A 20,927-nucleotide genomic window follows, 5' to 3' on the forward strand; every position below is an offset into this window, starting at 1 on the left:
TGAGCGCCGCTCTCCCCTGGGAGCACCGCTCCCCAGCAAACGCCACGGCTCATGCCCCTCATACCGGCATACCGGCCGAGGCCGGGGTACCCGTGTGCCATGTACGCAGTACAAGCCGCATCCGAGTCGCTCGCTGCGCTCCCGGTGCTGGCCGCCGAGCGCGACCTGCTCGTGGGCATCGCGCCGCTCGTCGCAGGCATCGTGGTCGTCGTCGGCCTGATCCTGGCCGTCGCCTACGGCATCCGCATCCGGGCCAGGGGCGACCAGCGCCCTTCGAGCCCCGGGGAGAAGGGCCCGAACTCGCCCCAGGAGTACGAGACCAGGCACCGGGTCCCCGACGAGGTGCCGCACGACGGCGAGCGTCGCATGCCGTACGAATTCCACGACTACGACTCCGACAGCCACCCCGGCGAGCACGAGCGGCCACCCCGTAAGTGGGACGAGGGCAGCAGCGGCGGGTTCGGCAGCGGCGGCCCCGGGCACACCTGACCGGTCTCCGGCTGCCTCTGCCCCGGCTGCCCCCATGACCAGTTGGAGCCGCCGTACGGCCCCGGGGACAGTCCCGGGGACCGCGCCCCAAAACGCCGGCGGGACGCCCTCGCGCCACCGGTTAGCGTCGTTGCGTGCGAGACGACACCGACGACACCGACGACTCCGACCACACCGGCGCGCCCATGCCCCCGCTCTTCGGCTGGGAGTTCGCGGCCGACCCGTACCCCGCCTACGCCTGGCTCCGCAAGCACGCGCCCGTACACAGGACCCGGCTGCCCAGCGGCGTCGAGGCATGGCTGGTCACCCGCTACGCCGACGCACGTCAGGCCCTGGCGGACCAGCGGCTGAGCAAGAACCCCGTGCACCACCACGAACGTTCCGCGCACGGCAAGGGCAAGGTCGGCATCCCCGGCGAACGCAGCGCGAACCTGATGACGCACCTGCTCAACATCGATCCGCCGGACCACACGCGGCTGCGGCGTCTGGTGTCGAAGGCGTTCACGCCCGCCCGCGTCTCCGAGTTCGAGCCGCGGGTCAGGGAGTTGACGGACCGGCTCATCGGCGGCTTCGCGGCGCGCGGCGAGGCGGATCTGATCCACGAGTTCGCCTTCCCGCTGCCCATCTACGCGATCTGCGACATGCTCGGCGTACCGGCGGAGGACCAGGACGACTTCCGCGACTGGGCGGGCATGATGCTGCGCCACCACAAGCCCGGTGAGCCGGGCCCTCCGCGCGGCGGCGTCGGCCGCGCCGTGAAGAAGATGCGCAACTACCTCGCCGAACTCATCCACCGCAAAAGGGAGAAGCCGGACGAGGATCTGATCTCCGGACTGATCCGCGCAAGCGACCACGGCGAGCACCTCACCGAGAACGAGGCCGCGGCGATGGCCTTCATCCTCCTCTTCGCCGGTTTCGAGACGACGGTCAACCTCATCGGCAACGGCACGTACGCGCTGCTCGGCGATCCGCGGCAGCGGGCCCTGCTGTGCGACGCCGTGGCCGCCGGCGACGACGGGCTGCTGGCCACCGCGGTCGAGGAACTCCTGCGCTACGACGGGCCGGTGGAGATCGCGACGTGGCGTTTCGCGACCGAGCCGCTGGAGATCGGCGGCGTACGCATCGCCGGGGGTGAGCCGGTGCTCGTGGTGCTCGCCGCCGCGGACCGGGATCCGGCGAAGTTCGACGATCCGGACGTACTGGACCTGCGGCGGCGCGACAACCAGCACCTGGGCTACGGCCACGGCATCCACTACTGCCTCGGGGCGCCGCTCGCACGGCTGGAAGGCCGGGTCGCGCTGAGCACGCTGCTGCACCGGCTGCCCGACGTGAGACTCGCCGTCCCGCCGGACGAGCTGCGCTGGCGCGGGGGCCTCATCATGCGCGGACTGCGCACGCTGCCGGTGGAGTTCACGCCGCAGCGCCGGACGGAGTGACGGGGACGGCGATGACGACGCGGCGCGGGGGCGGTGTTGTGCGACGGGAGTGACGGGACATCACGGGTGTGACTTTCGCGTGATGTGCACGACACCACCTTGTGATGATGAACGCCGGGAGGCTACCTTCGGGCGGCGGTCGCGAAGCCGCGCAACCGTCACTCGCGCGTCTCTCCGCAACCGCACAGCACGTCAGGCGCACCACGCCGCAGCACCACGCTCCCGCACGGCACCACGCACCTGCACCGCGCACCCTGCACCGCGTACCCCCGCACCACGCACCTGCACCACCCCCTCGCACCGCGCGAGCGCCACCGCGCAACGTCCCGTGTCCCTACGAGAGGTCACCCCGCATGCCGCCGCTGTTTTCCGGGAACGGGCGCCACCGCCGCCCCCGCCAGGCCCCCAACTTCGTGGTCGCTGCAGGGGTGACGGGAGCCGGCCTCGCCATCCCCCTGCTCGGCGCGACGGCGGCGAACGCGGCGGACAACACGACCTGGGACGCGGTCGCGGAGTGCGAGAGCGGCGGTCTGTGGAGCGCCAACGAGGACAACGGTTGCTACGGCGGGCTCCAGATGGACCAGGAGACCTGGGAGGAGCACGGCGGCACCGAGTACGCCGGACGCCCCGATCTGGCCAGCCGCGACCAGCAGATCACCGTGGCGGAGCGGGTCCTGGACGCCGAAGGCGCCGAACCGTTCGGCGACTGCGCCCAGGCCGCCGGTCTTTCGCAGGATTCGCCGGGCTCGCCGGACGTCGACCCGGACGGTTCGGAAGACGTCGCGGAGGGCCCCGTGGCCGAACGCCCGTATCCCACCGCTCCGTCGACGGACGCGCCCGAGGACGAGGCCGGCGCACCGGACTCCGGCGAATCCGCCGACCCCACCGAGCCGCCGTCGACCGAACCGACTGAACCCACCGAACAGACCGAGCCGAGCGACCCCGTCGGTCCCGGCGGCCCCGGCGACGGCGTCACCGACGACTCCGGCGAACGCCCCTCGCGCGAAGGAGACGGCGGTCGCGGCGACGCGGGCGAGAGCGGCGAGAACAGCGGGGACAGCGGGAGCGACGCCGGCGAACACCGGGTCTCCCAGGGCGATTCGCTCGCCTCCATCGCGGACGAGGAGAAGGTGCCGGGCGGCTGGCAGCAGCTGTACGAGCGCAACCGCGAGCTCATCGGCTCCGACCCCGACCTCATCCTGCCCGGCCAGGAACTCCGCCTCTGAGGCCGGCGGCGGGCGGCGGACGACCGGTCGTCCGCCCCCCGCCCCGCCGTACACGCAGCACACACCGGTCGCCGGTGCTGCCTCGGCTCCCCTCCCCTCCCCGCCCTTGCCCCGCCTTTCTTCCCTTCCCGAACAAATTCGAGGCTGTGCGGAGCATCCCTGAACTGGCCTCCTTCGCTCCCCGTCGCCCGCTGTTCCACCGCCCGACACGACTTGCCGACGGGGGCACCACCCCATGCCCGTTAGGCTCTGGGCAGTAAGCCAGACACTTCACGAAGGAGATCCTCGTGCCGTCCATCGACGTCGTCGTAGCCCGCGAGATCCTCGACTCGCGAGGCAACCCCACGGTCGAGGTCGAGGTCGGCCTCGACGACGGCAGCACCGGCCGTGCTGCCGTCCCGTCGGGCGCCTCGACCGGAGCCTTCGAGGCACTGGAACTCCGCGACGGTGACACGGGCCGCTACGGCGGCAAGGGCGTCGAGAAGGCGGTGCTCGCCGTCATCGAGCAGATCGGTCCGGAGCTGGTCGGCTACGACGCCACAGAGCAGCGCCTCATCGACCAGGCGATGTTCGACCTGGACGCCACGGCGGACAAGTCCTCGCTCGGCGCCAACGCCATCCTCGGTGTCTCGCTCGCCGTCGCGCACGCCGCCTCCGAGGCCTCCGACCTTCCGCTCTTCCGCTACCTCGGCGGCCCCAACGCCCACCTGCTGCCCGTACCGATGATGAACATCCTCAACGGCGGCTCCCACGCTGACTCCAACGTGGACGTCCAGGAGTTCATGATCGCCCCGATCGGCGCGGAGTCCTTCTCCGAGGCGCTGCGCTGGGGCACCGAGACGTACCACGCGCTCAAGGCCGTACTGAAGGAGCGCGGCCTGGCCACCGGCCTGGGCGACGAGGGCGGCTTCGCGCCGAACCTCGGCTCCAACCGCGAGGCGCTGGACCTCATCGTCGAGGCCGTCCAGAAGGCCGGTTACACGATCGGGCAGGACATCGCGCTCGCGCTCGACGTCGCCGCGTCCGAGTTCTACAAGGACGGCGTCTACTCCTTCGAGGGCAAGGACCGCACCGCCGCCGAGATGACGGACTACTACGCGGAACTCGTCGAGGCCTACCCGCTCGTCTCCATCGAGGACCCGCTGTACGAGGACGACTGGGACGGCTGGCAGACCATCACCGAGAAGCTCGGCGGCAAGGTCCAGCTCGTCGGCGACGACCTGTTCGTCACCAACCCCGAGCGGCTCTCCCGGGGCATCGAGGACGGCGCCGCCAACGCCCTGCTGGTGAAGGTCAACCAGATCGGTTCGCTCACCGAGACCCTGGACGCGGTGGAGCTCGCCCAGCGCAACGGTTTCAAGTGCATGATGTCCCACCGCTCCGGCGAGACCGAGGACGTCACCATCGCCGACCTGGCCGTGGCCACCAACTGCGGCCAGATCAAGACCGGTGCGCCTGCCCGTTCCGAGCGCGTCGCCAAGTACAACCAGTTGCTGCGCATCGAGGAGATCCTCGACGACGCGGCCGTGTACGCGGGGCGGAGCGCATTCCCCCGCTACAAGGGCTGACATACGCCCCTGGCTCGGCCGGAGCCCGAGCGGCCCGGGGCCGGGCCTCGGTTCCGTCCGTGCCGTCGCTGCGCCCGTCCCCGCCGCCGTTCCCGTACGGTGGCGGGGGCTCGCCCGGCCCGCCGGGAGCAGGCGCCCGCCACGGTGCACGCCAAGTCACGTACGCGGGCGAACGGGAGCCGGGCCCGCAGCAGCAACACGGACAGCTGAGAAGGGGACAGGGGAGGAACGTGCCCGCGGATCGGTTCTCCACCGCGACCAGACTCAGGGCGCTCGGCACCCGGGCAGCCGAGCGCGTCTACCGCGCCCGCGGGCGCACCGTGCGCGCCCCGCGCCGCAGCCGCCTCACGGGAAGAGCGGCGGTGCTGGCGCTCGTCGTCTGCTCACTGGTGGTGGCGCTGGCCTATCCGATGCGTCAGTACGTCTCGCAGCGTACGGAGATCGCCGAACAGCAACGTCAGGCGGAGCACGCCCGAAAGCAGGTCCAGCGCCTGCGGGAGGAGCGCGCGCGTTGGAAGGACCCGGCGTACGTCGAGCAACAGGCCCGCGAACACCTGCACTTCGTGCGTCCCGGCGAGACGGGCTTCACCCTGCCTGACGGTACGGGCGACGCACGCAAGCCCTCCGACCGCGGCTCCGACCGCGCCTGGTACCAGAACCTCTGGGACGGTGTCGACAAGGCCGACCGAGCCGGCGGCAACTGAGGCGGAGGCGGCAGCGGAGGCGCGGCCACCCCGACCCGGCTTCGCGGGTGGCTCCGCCCGAGCCCATCGGCCTTGACCACGCCGACGACTGCCGGACCACCGGGCAGCCCCCGCCCCCGACGACCTCGAACCGCTCAACTCCCGCCCAGCTGCCCGCCGTTCCGCACCTCACCACATCCCGAAAGAGCCCGCCCCGATGGAAAAGCCACCGCCGCAGACCGAGCACACGCCGCCCACGGACGCCGATGTGGCGGCGTTCAAGGCGCAGTTGGGCCGCCCTCCGCGCGGTCTGCGCGCGATCGCCCACCGCTGCCCGTGCGGGCTGCCCGACGTCGTGGAGACGGCGCCGCGGCTGGAGGACGGCACCCCGTTCCCCACCACGTACTACCTGACCTGCCCGCGCGCCGCCTCGGCCATCGGAACGCTGGAGGCCGAAGGCGTCATGCGCGAGATGACGGCGCGGCTGGCGGAGGACGCAGAGCTGGCCGCCGCCTACCGTGCGGCCCACGAGGACTATCTCGCCCGCCGCGACGCCATCGAGGAGCTGGTCGGATTCCCCAGCGCCGGCGGCATGCCGGACCGTGTGAAGTGCCTGCACGTACTCGTCGCGCACTCGCTCGTCGCAGGTCCTGGAGTCAACCCGCTCGGGGACGAGGCGCTGGCGATGCTCCCGGAGTGGTGGGCGAAGGGCCCCTGCGTCGAGCCGGCCGGACGCAGGCCGACGACAGCGGACTGACGCGCGGCGAGGGCAGCCCGGCCCGCGCCGCCCGGTCCGCCCCGCCCGTCCCGTCCGGCCCGGGGACGGAGCCCCGAGGACAGCCCGGGACGGACATGGAGGCGCCCCGGCGCGAATACGCTGGGGCCGACCCGTCGCGAAAGGACCGTGAGGAGAGCGCATGACCCGCGTCGCCGCCGTGGACTGCGGTACCAACTCGATCCGGCTGCTGATCGCCGACGCCGACCCGGCCGCCGGCGAGCTGAAGGACCTGGAGCGCCGGATGGAGATCGTCCGCCTCGGCCAGGGCGTCGACCGTACGGGCCGTCTCGCGCCGGAGGCTCTGCAGCGCACCTTCGCCGCGTGCCGTGACTATGCGCGGGCCGTGGAGAAGCACGGTGCGCGGCGGGTACGTTTCGTCGCCACCTCCGCCTCGCGGGACGCGGAGAACCGGGACGAGTTCGTACAGGGCGTCGTGGACATCCTCGGCGTCGAACCCGAGGTGATCACCGGCGACCAGGAGGCGCAGTTCTCCTTCACGGGAGCCACCAAGGAGCTGACGGGCCGCCGGGACCTGGAGAAGCCCTATCTCGTCGTGGACATCGGCGGCGGCTCAACCGAGTTCGTCGTCGGCGACGACGCCGTGCGTGCCGCCAGGTCCGTCGACGTCGGCTGTGTGCGGCTCACCGAGCGCCACGGTCTCTCCGGCCCCGTCACCCCCGCCCAGCGCGAGGCGATGCGGGCGGACGTCGCGGCGGCGCTGGACGAGGTGGAGCGGAGCGTGCCGCTGTCGCAGGCCCGTACCCTCGTCGGGCTCGCGGGCACCGTCACCACGGTCGCCGGCATCGCGCTGGGCCTGGAGGCCTACGACGCCTCCGCCATCCACCACTCCCGCGTTCCGCGCGCGCAGGTCGCCGGGATCGTGGAGCGGCTGCTGGCCTCGACGCACGACGAGCGGGCGGCGATCCCCGTCATGCATCCGGGGCGCGTGGACGTGATCGCGGCCGGGGCCGCGATACTGCTGGGGATCATGGAACGTACGGGGGCGGAGGAGGTCGTCGTCAGCGAGCACGACATCCTCGACGGCATTGCCTGGAGCCTCACTTGACCCCGGCCGGGAAGCCGCCGGAAGGCCCTGCCGGAGCCTCACTTGAGCACTGCCGGTCTCCTTTGAAAGGGTGTGCGCGTACCTCTGCGCAGGGCTCCGGAAGAAGTCTCGTGAAATAATTCACGTGGAAAACCGCCTCGTCGGACGCACATCACACCGCGAGAGGGTCCGTGAGAGGCCGTGAGGCGAGCGGGCTTCTGTGAACGCCGGATTCCAGCCATATGAAGGACGGCGCGCGGCTTCGGCGCCGTTCTCGTGGAGCAGACGATAAGTGCAGCTCACGGCGGGGATCACCGCTCAGCGGTTCCGGCCGGGGGAGGAGGAGCCCGAGCGGCTCCAGTACGTGGCCGCGCAGTGTAGCAGGGGGTGCGACCATGCTTGTGAAGCCCCTCACGAGGTCGGCCCCGGGTGCGGGTGGATACTCGATGGCATGAGCACCACGGAGCGTCCCCGAATCCTCGTAGTGGGCGGCGGGTACGTCGGTTTGTACGCGGCGCGGCGCATCCTGAAGAAGATGCGCTACGGCGAGGCGACCGTCACCGTCGTCGACCCGCGTTCGTACATGACGTACCAGCCCTTCCTTCCCGAAGCCGCTGCCGGCAGCATCTCGCCGCGCCATGTCGTCGTTCCGCTGCGGCGTGTGCTGCCCAAGGCGGAGGTCCTCACCGGCCGTGTGACGACCATCGACCAGCAGAGCAAGGTCGCCACCATCGCGCCGCTGGTCGGCGAGGCCTACGACCTGCCCTTCGACTACCTGGTCATCGCCATGGGCGCCGTCTCCCGCACCTTCCCCATCCCCGGTCTCGCTGAGAACGGCATCGGCATGAAGGGCGTGGAGGAGGCCATCGGCCTGCGCAACCACGTGCTGGAGCAGCTCGACAAGGCCGACTCGACGGGCGACGAGGACGTACGGCGCCGGGCGCTGACCTTCGTCTTCGTGGGCGGCGGCTTCGCAGGCGCGGAGACCGTCGGCGAGGTCGAGGACATGGCCCGCGACGCCGCCAAGTACTACCCGAACGTCCGGCGCGAGGACATGCGCTTCATCCTCGTAGACGCCGCGCCCCGCATCCTGCCGGAGGTCGGCCCGAAGCTGGGCGAGTGGGGTCTGGAGCACCTGAAGAGCCGCGGGATCGAGTGCTACCTGAACACCTCCATGGACTCCTGCGTCGGCGGGCACGTCGAGCTCAGCAACGGCCTGGAGGTCGACTCCAGCACCGTCGTGTGGACCGCCGGCGTGAAGCCCAACCCCGCGCTGGCCCGCTTCGGCCTGCCGCTGGGCCCCAAGGGACATGTGGACGTGGACGCGACCATGCAGGTCCGCGGCACCGACCACATCTGGGCCGCCGGGGACAACGCACAGGTGCCGGATCTGGCCGCCGGCGAGGGCGCGTTCTGCCCGCCGAACGCGCAGCACGCGCTGCGTCAGGCCAAGGCCCTCGGCGACAACATCATCTCCGGTCTGCGCGGCTTCCCGCAGGGCGAGTACAAGCACCCCAACAAGGGCGCGGTCGCCGGTCTCGGGCTGCACAAGGGCGTCGCGATGATCGTCTTCGGCAAGACCAGGATCAAGCTCAAGGGCCGCCTCGCCTGGTACATGCACCGCACGTACCACGGTCTCGCGGTGCCCACCTGGAACCGTAAGATCCGCGTCTTCGCCGACTGGACGCTCGCGATGTTCCTCAAGCGGGAGGTGGTCTCCCTCGGTGCGATGGAGCACCCGCGCGAGGAGTTCTACGAGGCCGCCTCGCCGGTGACCGCCAGTGCGACGGAAGAGGCCGCGGCCGAGCGCAAGACCCGGGTCAAGGAGAGCCGGGCCGCCGCGAACCGCGACCGGGAAGAGGCCAGGGCCTCGTGACAGCCTTCCAGTGACCCGTGCCGCGTGACGCTTGACGCGGCACAGACACCGGGGAGCCCCGACGAAAGGGGGCGTCCGCCATCCGTGGGGCGGGCGCCCCCTTCGTCGTTCCCGCACATCCGCCTGCACTGCCGCGAGGTGACGCGGGAACAAATGGGTGTGTGAGGCGGCATAGTCCGCACGACAATCGTGTTGCATGTACGGGGATTCCACCCCTTCCGTATGGAGGTGTGTGCAATGACCGATGTCGCGTCACGACTCAGCGCGCTCACCGAACGGGTGCTCGGCGCGCCTCTCCCGGTCCGTATCCGTGCCTGGGACGGCAGCGAGGCAGGCCCGCCCGGTGCTCCCGTCCTCCGCGTCCGCCACCGCCGCGCGCTGCGCCGCTTCCTGTGGCGGCCCGGCGAACTGGGCCTGGCCCGTGCCTGGGTGGCGGGGGAACTCGACACCGACGGGGACGGTGAGCTGTACGGACTTCTCGAACGGCTCGCAGGTCTGATGTGGGAGAAGAACGAGAGGGAGGTGGGGCCTCCCGCTCGTGGCGTCCGTGCCGCCCTCGCCCGCGTCCGCGACCCTGATGTACGTGCCGCAGCCCGTGAACTGCTCGCGCTCGGCGGTGCGTTGCCGCCGCCGTCGCCGCCTGCGGAGGAGCGGCGCAGGGGCTTCGGGGTCCGGCACACGCGCGGCCGTGACCGCAAGGCCATCAGCCACCACTACGACGTGGGCAACGACTTCTACCGGCTGGTCCTCGGCCCGAGCATGGTCTATTCGTGCGCCTACTGGGAGCCCGCCGCCCCCGGCACCACCCCCACCCTCGAGGACGCCCAGCGCGCCAAGCTCGATCTCGTCTGCCGGAAGCTGGCGCTCAGGGACGGCGACCGGCTGCTGGACGTCGGATGCGGATGGGGCTCACTGGTGCTGCACGCGGCTCGCGAGTACGGGGTGCGCGCCGTCGGCATCACGCTCTCGCAGGAGCAGGCGACGTACGCCCGCAAGCGCGTGGCGGAGGAAGGGCTGACGGACCGCGTCGAGATCCGCGTGCAGGACTACCGCGAGGTGCGTGACGGTCCGTACGACGCGATCTCCTCGATCGGAATGGCGGAACACGTCGGCAGGGAGCGCTACCGGCTCTACGCGGACGATCTGTACGGGCTGCTGCGTCCCGGCGGGCGGCTGCTCAACCACCAGATCGGGCGCCGTCCCCTGACGGACGAGTCGGCCTACGAGGTCGACGAGTTCATCGACGCCTACGTCTTCCCCGACGGCGAGCTCGCCCCGGTCGGGCAGACGGTCGCGGTGCTGGAGGAAGCAGGTTTCGAGGTGCGCGACCTCGAATCGCTCCGTGAGCACTACGCCCTGACGCTGCGTGCCTGGGTGGCGAATCTGGAGGCCGCCTTCGGGGAGGCCGCGCGCCTCAGCTCGTACGGGCGTGCGCGGGTGTGGCGGCTGTACATGGCCGCGTCGGCGCTCGCCTTCGAGCACAACCGGATCGGCATCAACCAGATCCTCGCGGTCCGTACGCCTCCCGACGGGGCGTCCGGCCTGCCGCTGCGCACCCGGGAGTGGCGCGCGGCGTGAGCGAACGGCAGACCGGCGGCTGATCGGGCCGCTGACCGGCGGCCGGCCGGTGACTGGCCTGCGGCGGGGTGCTTCGAGCGGTGCCCCGCCCCTGGTCAGTCGCCGGCGTCGTCGCCGAGCACGAGCACCTGGATGGCGAGCACGGCGGCGCCGCGCGCCCAGTCGTGGAAGTCGGAGACCTTCGTCTCCAGGCTCACGGGGTCGGAGTGCGGATTCCGGTTGGCGTCGACGGCGTCGAAGACCGCGCTGCCTGCGACGTCCATCAGCCCTACGCCCTCGCCGGCGAGAAGGATCTTCTGCGGCATGGCGAAGTTGTAGATGTTCGCGATGAGGATGCCCAGCCCGCGGGCGGCCTCGCCGATGACGCGGGACGCGGCCGGATCCTGCCGCCGGGCGAGGTCGAGGATCTCCTCGTAACGCACCGAGCTGCCGGTCGCGGCGCGGACCTGATACTCGATGCTCTGGACTGTGAGCAGCGCGGTGGCGCTGCCGCGCTCGCCGTGCGGGGTCAGCGGGCCGTTCGGGTCGAGGATCCAGCGCTCCGCCGTGCCGCGGTGGTCGTCGGAGGGGCGGACCGGCTCACCGTTGATGACGAGCCCGTATCCGATGCCGGCGCCGATGGTGAGGACCACGAAGCGGTCGAAGCCGCGCCCGGCGCCGAACCACGTCTCGGCCTCGACCAGGGCGCTGAAGTCGTTCTCCACCACCACCGGCAGCCCGGTGCGCTCCTGCAGGAGCGGCGCGAAGGACACTTCCTGCCAGCCCAGATACGGCGATTCGACGACCACGGCTCTGTCCCGGACGGCGCCGCCCAGACCGACGCCGATGCCCGCGAGGTGGGGGAACTCCTCGGCGAACGTTCGCACGATCGAGTGAGCTGCCTCGGCGACGGCATCGGGCTCCGTGGACCCCAGCTTCCGGTCCTCACGTCTGATTACGGTGCTCTTCAGCGTGGTGACCACTCCGTAGACGGTGTCTCCGGTGATCTTCAGACCGACGAAGTGCCAGGGGTCGGTGACGATGTCCAGGGGCCGTCCGGGGCGCCCCTGCCCGGCCGTGGCTACCGGCGTGAGCCCTTCGAGAAGCAGGCCCGAGTCGATCAGCGGACCCGTGAGCCGCGTCAGGCTGCCGCCCGACATGCCGAGGCGCCGGGCGATCTCGCTGCGGGACGTCGGGCCGTTCGTGAGCACCTCGATGGCCACCCTGCGCTCCGCGGGTGTCAGAGGCCTCCAGATCGGGGCCGGGCCTCCCGGACTGCCCGGAGTGCGCGAACCCTTCGAACCGTTCAATCGCAGCCTCCGTGACGGTACTTGGACGTGGGGTCTCAGCTTAGGCGAGCCGCTTAGTAAGTTCCGCCCGGAACTATGAATGCTCGATTCCGGCACAGAATCTCCAATGTGAGGCGCCTTGACACCCACATTAACTTCCACATAGAAGTAAATCCATCGAGGTGGCCACACCTGGAGACGAGCGGACAAGGAGGTCTGCCGGTGGCCGTGATCAAACCGACGACTGCGCACCCGCTGTCGAGCAGCCGCGCTCCCGGCGACACCCGTACAGCCCTGCTCTTCATCGCCCCGGCGATGCTCGGATATCTGCTCTTCCTGGTGTGGCCGACGCTGCGCGGCGTCTATCTCAGCTTCACCAGCTTCGACCTGCTCACCGCTGAGAAGTGGGTTGGGCTCGACAACTACCGCCGTCTCGTCAATGACCCGGTCTTCTGGGACTCGCTGGGCGCGACGCTGCAGTACGTCGTGGTCAACATCGGGGTGCAGACGGTCGTCGCGCTGCTGATAGCCGTGCTGATGCACCGGCTCACCCGCTCGACCGTCCTCCGGGGGATCGTCCTCGCGCCGTATCTGGTCTCGAACGTCGTCGCCGGAATCGTGTGGCTGTGGATCCTCGACACACAGCTCGGCGTGGGCAACGAGATCATCGGGTGGCTCGGCTTCGACAGGATCGCCTTCTTCGGTGACGCCTCGTGGGCGATACCGACGATCGCGCTGGTGAACGTGTGGCGGCACGTGGGCTACACGGCGCTGCTGATCTTCGCCGGCCTGCAGTCCATACCGCCGACGGTCTACGAGGCGGGCCGCGTCGACGGCGCGAGCGAGTGGCGGATGTTCCGGTCCATCACCGTGCCGCTGCTGCGGCCGGTCCTGTCGCTGGTCCTGATCATCACGGTCGTCGGCTCCTTCCAGGTGTTCGACACGGTCTCGGTCACCACCGACGGCAAGCCCGCCAACGCCACCAACGTGCTGCAGCTGTACGTCTACGACCTCGCGTTCGACCGCCTGCAGTTCGGCTACGCCTCCGCCATCTCCGTCGCCCTGATGCTCGTACTGACCGTCATAACCGTCGTGCAGTACCGGCTCATGCGCGCCGGCCGGTCGGACCTCGGCTGAGAAGGGAAGGTCTGCAGTGACGGCAACGATGACGCACACCAGGACCGGCAGCGGGGCGGAGACCCGCGAGGAGCCGGCCCGCGGGAAGCGTGAGCGACGGCCTCTGTCGTGGGGGCGTGTGCTCGCCTGGGCGGCGATGGCAGTGATCACCCTGATCACCCTCTTCCCGTTCTACTGGATGCTGAGGACGGCCCTCTCCACCAACACCGCGCTCGCGCAGGCTCCGGCCTCACCGCTTCCGGTGGACTTCAGCCTCGGCGGGTTCCTGCGGGTCTTCGGACTGCAGAGCACGGAGGAGGCACTCGCGGAGGGAGGTGCAGGCGGCTCGCTCGACTTCTGGCGCTACCTGGCCAATTCGGTGCTGGTCTCCACGCTCGTCACCTTCTGCCAGGTGTTCTTCGCCGCGATGGCCGCCTACGCCTTCGCGCGGCTGCGCTGGCGCGGGCGGGACGCCCTGTTCGGATTCATGCTGGGCGGCCTGATGATCCCCGCCGTCTTCACGCTGCTGCCGAACTTCGTACTGATCAAGGAAACCGGCCTGGTGGACAACCTGTTCGGCATCACGATGCCGATGGTGTTCATGACGATGCCGTTCGCCGTCTTCTTCCTGCGCCAGTTCTTCCTCGGCATATCCCGCGAGGTGGAGGAGGCCGCGCTCATCGACGGGGCGGGGCGGATCCGTGTCTTCTTCCGGCTGATACTGCCGATGTCCACGGCGCCCATTGCGACGCTGAGCATCCTCACCTACATCACCGCGTGGAACGAGTACTTCTGGCCGCTGATGGTCTCCTACAGCGGCAGTTCGCGGGTGCTCACAGTCGCGCTGAGCATCTTCCGGGCACAGACCCCGCAGGCGGGCACCGACTGGGCGGGGCTGATGGCGGCCACCTTCGTCGCCGCGCTGCCCATGGTGGTGCTGTTCGCCCTGCTGGCGAAGCGCATCGTCAACTCCATCGGCTTCAGCGGCATCAAGTGAAGGAGAGTGGGATGAGCACCGCACCACGCGGCACCCGGCGCCGCATGTCCGCCAAGGCCTGTGCGGCCTCCTTCGCGGCCCTGGCCCTGATCGTTCCCGCAACGGGCTGCGCCCCGCAGGCCGGCTCCGGCGGCGACAGGAGGACCGTCTCGTACTGGATGTGGGACTCGGCCCAGCAGCCCGCGTACGAGGCGTGTGCGAAGGCGTTCCACAAGAAGAACCCCGGGCTGCGCGTGAAGATCACCCAGATCGGATGGGACTACTACTGGACGAAGCTCACCTCCAGCTTCATTGCAGGCACCCAGCCGGACGCCTTCACCAACCACGTCGCCAAGTTCCCCCAGTACGAGAAGATCGGCGTGCTCAGCCCGCTGGACGAACTCGGCCCGACCCGCGGCATCAAGGCGTCGGACTACGAACCGGGCCTCGCCAAGCCCTGGATGGGGCGGGACGGCCACCGCTACGGCGCCCCGAAGGACTGGGACACCGTCGGCGTCTTCTACAACAAGAAGATCACCAAGGCGGCGGGCGTCAGCGACGCCGAACTGCGCGACCTGGCCTGGAACCCGGAGGACGGCGGCAGCTTCGAGAAGACCCTCGCCCGTCTCACGGTCGACGCCAAGGGAAAGCGCGGCGACGAGCCCGGCTTCGACAAAGACAACGTCGTGCGCTATGGCCTGGCCACGGGCGACGCCGGCGGCGACAACAGCGGCCAGACGCAGTGGAGTTCCTTCGCCGCCTCGAACGGCTGGAGCTACACGGACAAGAACCCGTGGGGCGAGCACTACAACTACGACCAGAAGCGCTTCCAGGAGACCATCGACTGGTACTTCGGCCTCGCCGAGAAGGGCTACATGGCTCCGCTGGAGGACTACTCCGACACCAACTACCCGGAGGTACAGCTCGGTTCGGGCAAGGCGGCACTCGCCATGGAGGGCTCCTGGAAGCTGCAGACGTTCGCCGGACTCAAGGGCGTCGACCTGGGCATAGCCCCTACGCCCAGGGGCCCGACGGGCAAGCGCGCCTCGATGATGGGAGGTCTCGCCGACTCCATACCGAAGGATGCGAAGAACAAGAAAGGCGCGGCGAAATGGGTCGCCTTCCTCGCCTCCGACGAGTGCCAGAACATCGTGGGCGAGGACGCGGCCGTATTCCCCGCGACCCCGGAGGGCACGAAGAAGGCTGTCGCCACCCACCGCGAGAACGGGCTGGACGTCACGCCCTTCACCCGCCACATCGAGGAAGGGACCACCTTCTCCTTCCCGGTGACCGACCACGCGGCCGACATAAGCGCGATCATGACCCCCGCCATGCAGGAGATCTACGCGGGTGATTCACCGGCCGGCTCTCTCACGGAGACGAACAGGCAGGTCAACTTCCTCTTTCAGCAGGGCAATTGAGCCAGCAGGACCAATTGAGCCAGCAGCCCAGCGGGACAATCGAGCCAGCAGGACAACTGAGTACCCACCAACGACGGCACGCACAGGAAAGGCTTTCGCTCGTGCCCTTCTCCATCGGAATCGTCGGCGCCGGACAGTTCGCCGGATCGTTCGCAAGGCTCTTCCGGCTGCACCCCGGTGTCGGCGCAATACATGTCACGGACCTGCTCCCGGAGCGGGCGGAGCGGCTCGTCGCCGCCGAAGGGCTTACGGGCACCGTGGCCTCATTCGAGGACATGCTCGAATCGGATGTCGACGCCGTGGCCCTCTTCACCCAGCGCTGGACCCACGGGCCGCTCGCCGTACAGGCCTTGCGCGCCGGCAAGCACGTCTACTCCGCGGTGCCGATGGCCGTCTCGCAGGAGGAGACGGCGGCCGTCATCGAGGCCGTCAAGGAGACGGGCCTGACCTACATGATGGGCGAGACCAGCCACTACAACCCGGCCACCGTCTACGCCCGCGAGAAGATCGCCGAGGGAGGCTTCGGCCGCCTCTTCTATGCCGAGGGCGACTACGTGCACGACATGGACCTCGGTTTCTACGACGCCTACCGCTACAGCGGCGGCGAGCGCTGGAAGGAGACCGCGAGTTATCCGCCGCTGCTCTACCCGACCCACAGCATCGGCGGAGTGCTGGGCGCCTGGCAGACGTACGCGACGAGCGTCAGCGCCCTCGGCGTCCGCGACGAGCGGGGCGACGGCGTGTTCGACCGGGAGATCAGCCAGTTCGGCAACGACCTCTCCAATGCGACGGCGCTCTTCGAGGTCGCGGGAGGCGGTTCGTTCCGTACGAACGAATTCCGCCGTGTCGGCTACCCGTCCCACATCCGGGAGTCCCGCTTCCGGTTCTTCGGCACCGAGGGGAGCTTCGAGCAGCTGGCAACCGTCAGCTTCTGGCAGGACAAGAGTGGTGTGCGGGACGTATCGGAGCATCTGCAGGCCGTGCCGACCCTCTCCGCCGACGACCCGTCGCTCGCCGAGGTCGCGCCCGCGCTGCGTGACGCGTTCATCTCCGGCACGGCGCCCGTGCACGACCGCGCGCGGCTGCCGGGCGAGTTCGCGCACGCGCCCAACGGCCACGAGGGCAGCCACCACTTCCTCGCCGACGACTTCGTCACCGCCGTGAACGAGGGCAGGATGCCCACCGTCAACGCCTGGGTCTCCGCCCGCTACACGCTGCCCGGAATCGTCGCGCACGAGTCGGCACTGCGTGGCGGGGAGCGGCTGGCCGTCCCCGACTTCGGAGACGCCCCCGGCTGACCGGTGCGTACGGCTGCCCTGTCTGGTCCGGCATCCGGCCGCACACCCACCCCGCGGAACACCGCACCCCGCGGAGCACCGCACCCCGCGGAGCACCGCGGCCCGGCCCTCCGATGAGGGCCGGGCTGCGGCATGCGCACTGAGAGTGCCGCGCTACTCCGTCTTGATCGCGGTGAGCATGTTCAGCCTGGCGGCCCGCCGCGCCGGCCAGAGCGCGGCGAGCATCCCCACGAGCGCCGCCAGCCCGAGGAAGATCCCCATCCGCTCCCACGGCAGCACCAGCGAGTACGTCGACAGCGACAGCCCGACGACCTTGCCCGCGGCCCAGCCGAAGAACACCCCCAGACCGATCCCGAGCACCCCGCCGAAGAGCGAGATGACCAGCGACTCCAGCCGCACCATCCGCTTGATGCCCCGCCTGTCGAGGCCGATCGCACGCAGCATCCCGATCTCCTGCGAGCGTTCGAAGACGGACATGGCCAGGGTGTTGACCACTCCGAGCACCGCCACGATCACGGCCATCGCGAGCAGCCCGTAGAGCATGTTGAGCATCAGCGTGAAGACCTTGGCGATGGACTCCGAGACGTCCTTCTCGTCCTGTACGAGCACGGCCGGGTTGTCGCCCAGGGCCTTCTCCAGGGACGCCTTGGCCGAATCGCTCGCGCCGTCCTTCGTCTTCACCATCACCTGCATGCTGGAGATCTGCCGCGTGTGCGGGTCGAGCGTGCCGGTGTCGACCATGATGCCCTGGATCATCTCGTTGCCCTCGTAGACACCTGAGACGGTCATCCGGGTCTTCTTCCCGTCCTCGAAGGTGACGGGGAACGTCGAACCGGTCTTCCAGCCCTCGGCCTTGGCGGTGTCCTTGTCCACCACCGCCTTGTTGCCGGAGAGCCCGTCCCAGCCGCCGGAGACGAAGGGCAGGTCGGTGAGGTCGCTGATCGACTCGCCCTTGACACCGGTCAGGAAGGCGGAGGAACCGCCCACCTCCGCGGAGGAGTTGCGCAGCGGACTGACCGCTTCGACCTGGTCGTTGCGGGCGAGCTTCCGCTCGACGTCGGCCGAGAGCGGCGTCTGGTTGGCCATGCTGACGGTGTAGTCCGCCTTCAGCGACTCGGTGGCCATCTTCTCGATGGCCTGCTGCACGCTGCCGGCGATCACCGTCATGCCGGTGATGAGCGTGAGGCCGATCATCAGCGCGGACGCGGTCGCGGCGGTACGGCGCGGATTGCGTACGGAGTTCTGACGCGCCAGCTTGCCCGAGACCCCGAAGATCCGCATCAGCGGAGCGGCCGCGGCGATCAGCGGCCGCGACAGCAGCGGCGTCAGGACGAACACGCCGATGAGGAGCGTGGCAGCACCGGCCGAGAGCGGGATCTTGGCCGAGTCGCGGTCGTCCATCCCCGCCCCGTACAGCACCAGCGCCGTGCCCGCGCCGGCCAGCAGCGCGCCGATGACGTTGCGGACGACCAGCGAACGAGTCGTCGCCGCCGCGTGCACGCTGCTCATCGCCGCCACTGGCGGGATCTTCGCTGCCTTGCGCGCCGGCAGCCAGGCGGCCAGGACGGTCACCACGATGCCCGTGGTGAGGGAGGCGGCCACGGCGGTGCCGTCGACGACGAGCGGCCCGTCCGGCACGGTCGCCCCGAACCTGCCCATGAGTGAACGCAGCGCGGCACCGATTCCGACGCCCGCCCCCAGTCCGGCGACCGCGGCGACCGCACCCACGACCAGCGCCTCGATCAGCACCGAGCGCGTCACCTGGCGGCGTCCCGCACCGACCGCGCGCAGCAGCGCCAGCTCCTTGGTGCGCTGGGCGACGAGCATGGTGAAGGTGTTGGCGATGATGAAGATGCCGACGAACAGGGAGATGCCGGCGAAGACGAGCATCGCCGTCTGCATCCCGCTCATGCTCTTCTTGATCATCTCTGACTGGTCGGCCGCGAGCTTCTTTCCGGTGACCGCCTCGGCGCCCGCCGGGAGGATCTCCTTCGCCTGGGACTTCAGCTCGCTCTGCGAGGTGCCGTCGGCGGCCTTCAGCGTGATCTGGTCGTACTGTCCCGGCTGGGCGAAGAGCCGCTGGGCGGTGGGCGTGTCGAAGAGGACGAGGGTGCCGCCCGCGGCCACGTTGCCGTCGTCGGTGCTGAAGATGCCGGCGATCCGCTGTTCCAGCACCGGGCCGTCGACGGACATGCGGGCGGTGTCGCCGACCTCGAAACCGACGCGCTTCGCGGTCGCGGCGTCGATGGCGACCTCGTCGGAGGTCTGCGGCGCCCGGCCCTGCTTCATCGGGTAACGGGCGTCCTCGCTCCGGCCGCCACGGCCCGCGTCGTAGTTGCCGCCCGTGGTCTGCCAGCCCTCCCCGACGAGCTTCCCCTTCTTGTCGGCGAGCGCGGTGAAGCCGGTGACGGAGCCGCTGGCGCTCTCCGTGCCGGGCAGTCCGCGGGCCTTGTCGAGAGTGGCCTGAGTCAGCCCTTTCTCGTCACCCGGCTTGCTGCCGGGGGTGCCGGGTGCGCCGGGAGGGCCCGTGGGCGCCTCGACGGCGAGATCGACGTTGCTGTAGCCCTTCTCCGAACTCTTCTGGTACGCGGCGGAGATGGTCGAGGTGAAGACCAGGGTGCCGGAGACGAATGCGACGCCGAGCAGCACGGCGAGCACGGTCATCAGCAGCCGGGCCTTGTGCGCGAAGACGTTGCGCAAGGCGGTACGGAGCATGGGTGAGTCCTGGGAGTGGTGAAGTCTGGTTCCTGCTCGGACGGTTGCGGCTCGCGGCGACGGTCGGACGCCGCGGGCGCGGTCTTGCCGGGAGGGGCACTAGGGCGTGTCCGCCCTAGCTCGTACGCACCCTGGCGTCGAGGTTCTTCATGCGTTCGAGCACGGACTCGGCGGTCGGACCGAGCATGTCGTCGACGATGCGTCCGTCGGCCAGAAAGACGACGCGGTCCGCGTAGGAGGCCGCCACCGGGTCGTGGGTGACCATGACGATGGTCTGGCCCAACTCCCGTACGGAGTTGCGCAGGAAGCCCAGCACCTCCGCACCGGCGCGGGAGTCGAGGTTGCCGGTCGGCTCGTCACCGAAGATGATCTCCGGCCTGCTGGCGAGCGCACGTGCCACCGCGACGCGCTGCTGCTGACCGCCGGAGAGCTGGCTCGGGCGGTGCTTGAGCCTCCCGGAGAGCCCCACGGTCTCGATGACGCGGTCGAGCCACGCCTGGTCGGCCTTGCGGCCCGCGATGTCGAGCGGAAGCGTGATGTTCTCCAGGGCGTTGAGCGTCGGCAGCAGGTTGTACGCCTGGAAGATGAAGCCGATCCGGTCACGGCGGAGCTTCGTCAGCTTCTTGTCCTTGAGGTTGGTCAGTTCGGTGTCACCGATCAGCGCGCTGCCGCTGGAGACCGAGTCGAGGCCGGCCATGCAGTGCATCAGCGTCGACTTGCCGGAGCCCGACGGCCCCATGATCGCGGTGAATTCGGCCCTGCGGAATTCGACGGAGACGCGGTCCAGGGCGACCACCTTGGTCTCGCCCTGCCCGTAGACCTTGGAGAGGTCCGTGGCGCGTGCCGCGGCGACGCCGGCTGGTGCTGGTGCGGCATCCGGTACGCGGGAGGTGTAGGTGGTGGTCACGGAAGTGCGCTCCTGTCGGGACGGTGTACGGATCTCCCGGATTCTCGGGACCACACCATGCTGTCCGTCCGTGCGCCCCCACGGATCACCCTCCGTGCCCGTATCGGGGCCAGCCTTCCGAGGTACTGCCGGACCGCGCGCTCATCCCTGGGTAGGACTGCGTCCCTGAGGCCGGGACGGTGGCGGCGGGGGCCCGGTGGCCGTCCGCCGGCGGAAGACGAATTCCAGTGTCCGGACGGCGACTTTCCGTCATTTCCCGTGCCAGTGACGTGATCGGAGCGACGCTGCGAAGTGGGAGACGCGGTGCTGACGCCGCGTCAGTTGCCCATAAAATAAGACAACATCGGGCCGACGCCCCGCAGTTGGGGGCCTGACGCTGGATAGGCTCTACCTGCACCCTGGGGTATAGGAACCCGTGCGCTGAGTAACCGGCGGCGGACCTGGAGCCGGTGCCCGGATGGTGGAATGTAGACACGACGAGCTTAAACCTCGTTGGCCCTGAGGGCCGTGCCGGTTCAAGTCCGGCTCCGGGCACCACCCATGCGCC

At 69.9% G+C, this 20,927-nt stretch carries 16 protein-coding genes and 1 tRNA gene; 14 read left to right on the top strand and 3 right to left on the bottom strand.

The window, feature by feature from the left end; genetic code table 11:
* Positions 1 to 99: 99 nt before the first annotated feature.
* From ACSMXX_RS20260 to ACSMXX_RS20300, 9 genes are all read left to right on the top strand, one after another.
* A complete protein-coding gene (locus ACSMXX_RS20260; RefSeq protein ID WP_473180120.1) occupies positions 100 to 489 on the top strand; it encodes a DUF6479 family protein in 390 nt (129 codons plus the stop codon).
* Between the two features lie 185 nt (positions 490 to 674).
* Complete coding sequence (locus ACSMXX_RS20265) at positions 675 to 1,925, top strand: cytochrome P450 family protein (protein ID WP_473184874.1); 1,251 nt, start codon at positions 675 to 677, stop codon at positions 1,923 to 1,925.
* A 353-nt stretch (positions 1,926 to 2,278) separates the two neighbouring features.
* Positions 2,279 to 3,151: a transglycosylase family protein gene (locus tag ACSMXX_RS20270; protein WP_473180121.1), complete on the top strand. Its 873-nt coding sequence runs from the start codon at positions 2,279 to 2,281 to the stop codon at positions 3,149 to 3,151.
* A 287-nt stretch (positions 3,152 to 3,438) separates the two neighbouring features.
* Complete coding sequence (eno, locus tag ACSMXX_RS20275) at positions 3,439 to 4,719, top strand: phosphopyruvate hydratase (RefSeq protein ID WP_473180122.1); 1,281 nt, start codon at positions 3,439 to 3,441, stop codon at positions 4,717 to 4,719.
* A 230-nt stretch (positions 4,720 to 4,949) separates the two neighbouring features.
* The gene (locus tag ACSMXX_RS20280; RefSeq protein WP_473180123.1) at positions 4,950 to 5,423 is read left to right on the top strand and encodes an FtsB family cell division protein; all 474 of its coding nucleotides are present in this window, start codon (positions 4,950 to 4,952) and stop codon (positions 5,421 to 5,423) included.
* Between the two features lie 196 nt (positions 5,424 to 5,619).
* Entirely contained in the window at positions 5,620 to 6,159 is a 540-nt protein-coding gene (locus ACSMXX_RS20285; RefSeq protein WP_473180124.1) for a DUF501 domain-containing protein, read from the top strand.
* Between the two features lie 160 nt (positions 6,160 to 6,319).
* Entirely contained in the window at positions 6,320 to 7,246 is a 927-nt protein-coding gene (locus tag ACSMXX_RS20290; protein WP_473180125.1) for a Ppx/GppA phosphatase family protein, read from the top strand.
* A 430-nt stretch (positions 7,247 to 7,676) separates the two neighbouring features.
* Positions 7,677 to 9,101, top strand: coding sequence for an NAD(P)/FAD-dependent oxidoreductase (locus tag ACSMXX_RS20295; protein WP_473180126.1), 1,425 nt, complete (start codon positions 7,677 to 7,679; stop codon positions 9,099 to 9,101).
* A 237-nt stretch (positions 9,102 to 9,338) separates the two neighbouring features.
* Complete coding sequence (locus tag ACSMXX_RS20300; protein ID WP_473180127.1) at positions 9,339 to 10,679, top strand: class I SAM-dependent methyltransferase; 1,341 nt, start codon at positions 9,339 to 9,341, stop codon at positions 10,677 to 10,679.
* A gap of 95 nt (positions 10,680 to 10,774) precedes the next feature.
* On the opposite strand, the gene ACSMXX_RS20305 is transcribed toward ACSMXX_RS20300, so the two are convergent.
* The gene (locus tag ACSMXX_RS20305) at positions 10,775 to 11,881 is read right to left on the bottom strand and encodes an ROK family protein (RefSeq protein WP_473180128.1); all 1,107 of its coding nucleotides are present in this window, start codon (positions 11,879 to 11,881) and stop codon (positions 10,775 to 10,777) included.
* Between the two features lie 294 nt (positions 11,882 to 12,175).
* Between ACSMXX_RS20305 and ACSMXX_RS20310 the strand changes: the two genes are divergently transcribed.
* From ACSMXX_RS20310 to ACSMXX_RS20325, 4 genes are all read left to right on the top strand, one after another.
* On the top strand, positions 12,176 to 13,084 hold the full coding sequence (locus ACSMXX_RS20310; protein WP_473184875.1) for a carbohydrate ABC transporter permease: 909 nt from the start codon (positions 12,176 to 12,178) through the stop codon (positions 13,082 to 13,084).
* A gap of 28 nt (positions 13,085 to 13,112) precedes the next feature.
* Complete coding sequence (locus ACSMXX_RS20315; protein ID WP_473184876.1) at positions 13,113 to 14,060, top strand: carbohydrate ABC transporter permease; 948 nt, start codon at positions 13,113 to 13,115, stop codon at positions 14,058 to 14,060.
* Between the two features lie 44 nt (positions 14,061 to 14,104).
* Positions 14,105 to 15,460 carry an ABC transporter substrate-binding protein gene (locus ACSMXX_RS20320; RefSeq protein ID WP_473184877.1) on the top strand — a complete coding sequence of 452 codons (1,356 nt, stop codon included), beginning with the start codon at positions 14,105 to 14,107 and terminating at the stop codon, positions 15,458 to 15,460.
* Positions 15,461 to 15,561: 101 nt separating this feature from the next.
* The gene (locus ACSMXX_RS20325; protein ID WP_473180129.1) at positions 15,562 to 16,758 is read left to right on the top strand and encodes a Gfo/Idh/MocA family protein; all 1,197 of its coding nucleotides are present in this window, start codon (positions 15,562 to 15,564) and stop codon (positions 16,756 to 16,758) included.
* A 153-nt stretch (positions 16,759 to 16,911) separates the two neighbouring features.
* Here ACSMXX_RS20325 and ACSMXX_RS20330 read toward each other — a convergent pair whose 3' ends face one another.
* Both ACSMXX_RS20330 and ACSMXX_RS20335 read right to left on the bottom strand, forming a co-directional pair.
* Complete coding sequence (locus ACSMXX_RS20330; protein WP_473180130.1) at positions 16,912 to 19,473, bottom strand: ABC transporter permease; 2,562 nt, start codon at positions 19,471 to 19,473, stop codon at positions 16,912 to 16,914.
* A 115-nt stretch (positions 19,474 to 19,588) separates the two neighbouring features.
* Positions 19,589 to 20,380 (bottom strand): ABC transporter ATP-binding protein, encoded by a 792-nt coding sequence (locus ACSMXX_RS20335; protein WP_473180131.1) that lies wholly within the window; start codon positions 20,378 to 20,380, stop codon positions 19,589 to 19,591.
* 451 nt (positions 20,381 to 20,831) lie between these two features.
* On the opposite strand from ACSMXX_RS20335, the gene ACSMXX_RS20340 reads away from it, so the two are divergent.
* Positions 20,832 to 20,917: transfer RNA gene (locus ACSMXX_RS20340), tRNA-Leu, on the top strand.
* Positions 20,918 to 20,927: the final 10 nt, after the last annotated feature.

This window comes from Streptomyces sp. DSM 116795 (assembly GCF_055792905.1).

What these genes read in the sequence shown, in the direction of transcription:
- ACSMXX_RS20270 (WP_473180121.1), top strand. Translation starts at nt 2,279, where the DNA reads ATGCCGCCGCTGTTTTCCGGGAACGGGCGCCACCGCCGCCCCCGCCAG.
- ACSMXX_RS20295 (WP_473180126.1), top strand. Translation starts at nt 7,677, where the DNA reads ATGAGCACCACGGAGCGTCCCCGAATCCTCGTAGTGGGCGGCGGGTAC.
- ACSMXX_RS20265 (WP_473184874.1), top strand. Translation starts at nt 675, where the DNA reads ATGCCCCCGCTCTTCGGCTGGGAGTTCGCGGCCGACCCGTACCCCGCC.
- ACSMXX_RS20300 (WP_473180127.1), top strand. Translation starts at nt 9,339, where the DNA reads ATGACCGATGTCGCGTCACGACTCAGCGCGCTCACCGAACGGGTGCTC.
- ACSMXX_RS20290 (WP_473180125.1), top strand. Translation starts at nt 6,320, where the DNA reads ATGACCCGCGTCGCCGCCGTGGACTGCGGTACCAACTCGATCCGGCTG.
- ACSMXX_RS20285 (WP_473180124.1), top strand. Translation starts at nt 5,620, where the DNA reads ATGGAAAAGCCACCGCCGCAGACCGAGCACACGCCGCCCACGGACGCC.
- ACSMXX_RS20320 (WP_473184877.1), top strand. Translation starts at nt 14,105, where the DNA reads ATGTCCGCCAAGGCCTGTGCGGCCTCCTTCGCGGCCCTGGCCCTGATC.
- ACSMXX_RS20330 (WP_473180130.1), bottom strand. Translation starts at nt 19,473, where the DNA reads ATGCTCCGTACCGCCTTGCGCAACGTCTTCGCGCACAAGGCCCGGCTG.
- ACSMXX_RS20315 (WP_473184876.1), top strand. Translation starts at nt 13,113, where the DNA reads ATGACGCACACCAGGACCGGCAGCGGGGCGGAGACCCGCGAGGAGCCG.
- ACSMXX_RS20260 (WP_473180120.1), top strand. Translation starts at nt 100, where the DNA reads ATGTACGCAGTACAAGCCGCATCCGAGTCGCTCGCTGCGCTCCCGGTG.